We start from the raw sequence: 3,815 nt of genomic DNA, 5'->3' as shown, positions 1-3,815 counted from the left end.
ATATGAGGACGACCAGACATTGTAATTGTCTCCTTTACTTTGAACACAAGTCTATCACATCTTTAAAAAAATGGTATAAGTTAGAAGTTGGGGCAAACCAGCGCGGGGAGCAATTAGACTATTTTTAGATTCTATTACTAAAACCCAAAATGGTATATCAGCGGCAATTTGTTTCTCTTTATTAATTGCTAAAATGTCAAATCTGCCTGTAATCGTTGTGTCTTCATCTTCTATAGTTATGTTAGCAATGTCTTGTTCTAGACTCATCTTTATTGGGCGGCGGTAGAAGCCAGCCAATCGCACTAAGGGAAACGTAGTTAAGGCCTGTACCAGTCCTTCAGAGACTCTTTCCACTGAGAGGTATTCGCGAAAATCGTTGCGGATTTGGGCGAGTTCTAACTGTTCTATCTCTGTTAAGGATTCTAAGGAGAAAAAATTTGTGTAGGTGTCATTATTAAGCTGCTCTTGGAATTTCAAAAATTGACTGACTTCACCGAGCGTTATATTTTTGGCGTTAATAGTTGTTGTCATGTTTGATAGTTATTTAATTTTTAATTAGAATTAAAACTTAACCCTAATTTAAATATAGGTTTGTAGTAAGGACTTTAGTCCTTTCAATCTTTGCCTTAAGGACTAAAGTCCTTACTACGAACCTAATCTATCCTTTCCATCACCATCCCATTAAGTATTTTATAACCCCAATTAAAATGTCTATTTGCCAACTGCTCGGCCATGTCATATTCGCCCAAATTGCAGAGTTCAACTAACATTTGATATGCTTCATCTCTTTCTCGCTGCCACCTTTCCTCCCGCAGGTTTTCTCTCTCTTCCTCAGAAGGATTTGGTCGCTCTTCTCCCAGGGGGTTAATCTCGCTAATTCGTTTCATATCAGCCTCATTAAAAAGGGATAGATTCTACGATTTCGCCGTCAACTATTTCGTAGCCCCAGTCGGGGTTGGCAGCGATTTGTTTTTCAACTATACTTCTGCCCAGAGGAGTTTGGTAAGCTTTTTGCAAAGAGGAAATACTGGGAATTTCGGCGGGAGTTGGCGATGTTGTTTCAGCAAGTTTCGGCAGTGCTGGAATCTGGTCAGATGTGGATTGATTGAGGGCTAATTGCGGCGCGATCGCCCCTAATTTCCGCATTACGCTATCCTTGGTGATTTGCGGTTTTTCGTTGAAGGAAGAGGGCAGATATGGTGTGTCAACGCCCTGGTTTTTGGCTTTGAGTGCATCATCAGCAAGGCGATCGCACTTTCGCAAAAATCCCTCCCACAAATCTTTGCCCAAAACCGGGTTTCTCAAATCAGCACGGGCTTTAGAGACTGCTGCTTCTAGCGGTTCACCTTTGTGCACGTAATACTGAATTCGCTCCTCTTCAAAGGCAGGATAAGGCACTTCTGGTTCGATTTCCCAATCTCGCTTAACTTTCTGACTTTCTCCTAAAGGGATTCCGGCGATAAATTCATCCCAAAAAGTCGAGGTTAAGCCTTTTGTCATGCTGTCAATAATTTTAAATGCCCATCCAGAAGGATTGCCAAATCCTAAGCTGCGCTCTTGAGCATATGCTTCTAAAGCTCGCTGAAAGTTGTGCAGTTGTTCTTGGGAATTCCAAGGGCCGCTAAATCGGTAATTCGGGGTGACAGCAACGGCTATTTGCTGGCGGGGTTGCCCGAAATATTTGTCGGTTTTAACTACATGATTTGGGGGTGATGTTTCGCGGAAGATTTCTACAGGGTGATTGTTGTTTTCGCGACTTATCGGTGTTATAGTATCTGGCGGATTCGGTGTCCAAAAGTTATTGAGTTTTTCCTCGAAAGCATCAATGTTCGCCCAGAGTTCTAGGGTGTCTGTGTTGGGAGTCGTTAATTTTTCTTTCAGGAGCGATCGCACTTTTAGCAGGCGTCTCGCGAGTTCTTGTTCTTCGTGATTCAAACCAGTGGCTTTTTCTATTTCGCTGCTGTTAGTTTTCACCCATTCGCCGGAGTTGGACTTTTGTGATTGCCATTGCAATAATTGGCAAAGAAAAATACTCGCCGCGACTCCGCCGGTAATTGTGGCGAGTTTGGGATAGTAGATGGCGGGGTTTCCTAGATTTCCTAAAAATATTCCTATTTTCATTTTGTATATTCTTAATTCCCTTGAATCTTAGGGTTATTATTGGCGCAGCTTAGCTTGAATTTGAGGGGGCGCATCGGGGCAGCTTACCTCGACTAAACTAGCATGGAGAAACTTAAGATTTTCTTTAAGCTTCTGTCTATTCCTGACTGAATGGAGTTTCTAGAGTAAAAACGGGGATCGCTTATTCGATCGCCTGATTGACAGGGCTGAGTTAAACGTAATAATAAATTATTTACTGTACAGCTTCTGCCAAAATGAATCCAGAACGCCAAGAGGCTTATTTGAACTTAATCGAGCGAGTGCTTACTTGTCCCAACGGCCAAGAACCAGAGGTTTTGAGTTCCTGTTCCGATTTAATTGATGCGGGATTTGTGCAAATGCTAATCCAGATATCGGCTTCAATGGCGCGCGAAGGTGACGAAGATACTGCTAATTTTTTAGTGCAACTTGCTCGTTTGCTGGGGAAATCTTTGGGTTTGTCCCCGGATTTAAGGCCGGCTGGGTACAGTAGTGCAAAGGGGTAGAAAAGAGTTGCGATCACCTCGTTGTATCATGTTTTGAGAAATGAGGGCGATTCCCTACCCTTCGGGATAGCTTCGCCTCACCTACTTTTTAAATGTCTGGATTGCCTTATAGTTTATATTCGAGAGGTTCACAAAACTCATCCACCCCAGTTTTAAATACATAAATAATCACCGAAGTAACCAAAATATTAGGGCAAATTTTTGCTGCTACTAAATCTCTAAATGCTGCATTCAATTGTCCGTTTTTCAACTCTTCTTTAACCTCTGATTTGCAGATAGCAACGCGGCATCTTTTTGCCAATCCGTCTAACCAATTTTCCGAGATATTCGGTTCTTGGCCGGCTTGAATTGCTAGAGATATCGCTGCATCTTCGATGTTACCTTCGCAATCTTCGATGGCGTCTAGGGCTTTTAGGGCTTCGGGATATTCGGCTAATTGTGAGCGAAATTGGGCAATTTGTTGTGAGGTAATAATCACCATATTATTTTCCTGTGTTCTCTGCTGGCGGGATAAGTTTAGCAATTAAAGTTGATATTATAGCATTTTTTGATTGAGGTGGGAATTAGGCGATGGAACTTAATTATATTTTTAACTAATATTTTGCACCTCGCAATAGTCGGGATGGGGCTTAAGCCCTTGTATTAAAGCTTAAGTCCGGGCTATGGAGAGTGATGTTAAAATTGACAAAATGCGACGCTCAAATAAGTTTGCAGGACTCATATTTTTAGGGAGTTAGGAAAAATGACGACCGTTACTTTAAACTTAGATACTGTCGAACTCACAGACGAACAGTTTTACCGTTTATGCCAGATGAATCAAGATTGGCAATTTGAACGGACTGCTAAAGGAGAAATTATCATTATGTCACCAGTAGGCGGAGTCAGCGGCAATCGAGAAGCCGATTTAATTACTGATTTGGGCTTGTGGAACCGTCAAACTCAGCTAGGGAGAGTGTTTAGTTCTTCAACAATTTTTCGGTTGCCTAATAAAGGCGATCGATCGCCTGATGCGGCTTGGGTTAGCTTGGAAAGATGGTCTGCTTTAACGGATGAACAACAAGAGAAATTTCCGCCGATTTGTCCTGATTTTGTCCTGGGGGGGTGACAACCCGCCCCAAACCCATATTTAGTAAGGATTGAGCCAACTTGTGGTAAAAAAAGATAGGCAGC

At 42.2% G+C, this 3,815-nt stretch carries 5 protein-coding genes and 1 pseudogene; 2 read left to right on the top strand and 4 right to left on the bottom strand.

What is annotated here, in order from left to right; genetic code table 11:
* Positions 1-54: 54 nt before the first annotated feature.
* The 3 genes from QUA25_RS28825 to QUA25_RS28815 form a co-directional block, all read right to left on the bottom strand.
* A complete protein-coding gene (locus QUA25_RS28825) occupies positions 55-531 on the bottom strand; it encodes a restriction endonuclease subunit R (RefSeq protein WP_333043086.1) in 477 nt (158 codons plus the stop codon).
* A 122-nt stretch (positions 532-653) separates the two neighbouring features.
* Complete coding sequence (locus QUA25_RS28820; protein ID WP_333043085.1) at positions 654-887, bottom strand: hypothetical protein; 234 nt, start codon at positions 885-887, stop codon at positions 654-656.
* A 10-nt stretch (positions 888-897) separates the two neighbouring features.
* On the bottom strand, positions 898-2,121 hold the full coding sequence (locus QUA25_RS28815; protein ID WP_333043084.1) for a hypothetical protein: 1,224 nt from the start codon (positions 2,119-2,121) through the stop codon (positions 898-900).
* A 254-nt stretch (positions 2,122-2,375) separates the two neighbouring features.
* On the opposite strand from QUA25_RS28815, the gene QUA25_RS28810 reads away from it, so the two are divergent.
* Complete coding sequence (locus QUA25_RS28810) at positions 2,376-2,645, top strand: hypothetical protein (protein ID WP_190660572.1); 270 nt, start codon at positions 2,376-2,378, stop codon at positions 2,643-2,645.
* Positions 2,646-2,751: 106 nt separating this feature from the next.
* Here the strand turns inward: QUA25_RS28810 and QUA25_RS28805 are convergent, their stop codons facing one another.
* Positions 2,752-3,126 carry a hypothetical protein gene (locus QUA25_RS28805; RefSeq protein WP_333043082.1) on the bottom strand — a complete coding sequence of 125 codons (375 nt, stop codon included), beginning with the start codon at positions 3,124-3,126 and terminating at the stop codon, positions 2,752-2,754.
* A 261-nt stretch (positions 3,127-3,387) separates the two neighbouring features.
* Between QUA25_RS28805 and QUA25_RS28800 the strand changes: the two are divergent.
* A pseudogene (locus tag QUA25_RS28800) lies at positions 3,388-3,741 on the top strand (Uma2 family endonuclease); the annotation flags it as partial.
* Positions 3,742-3,815 lie beyond the last annotated feature (74 nt).

Origin of the sequence: Microcoleus sp. Pol17C6 (assembly GCF_036701145.1) — a bacterium.
GTDB lineage: Bacteria > Cyanobacteriota > Cyanobacteriia > Cyanobacteriales > Microcoleaceae > Microcoleus.
The sequence above is the reverse complement of the archived record's forward strand: the minus strand, read 5'-3'. Positions and strand labels throughout refer to the sequence as shown.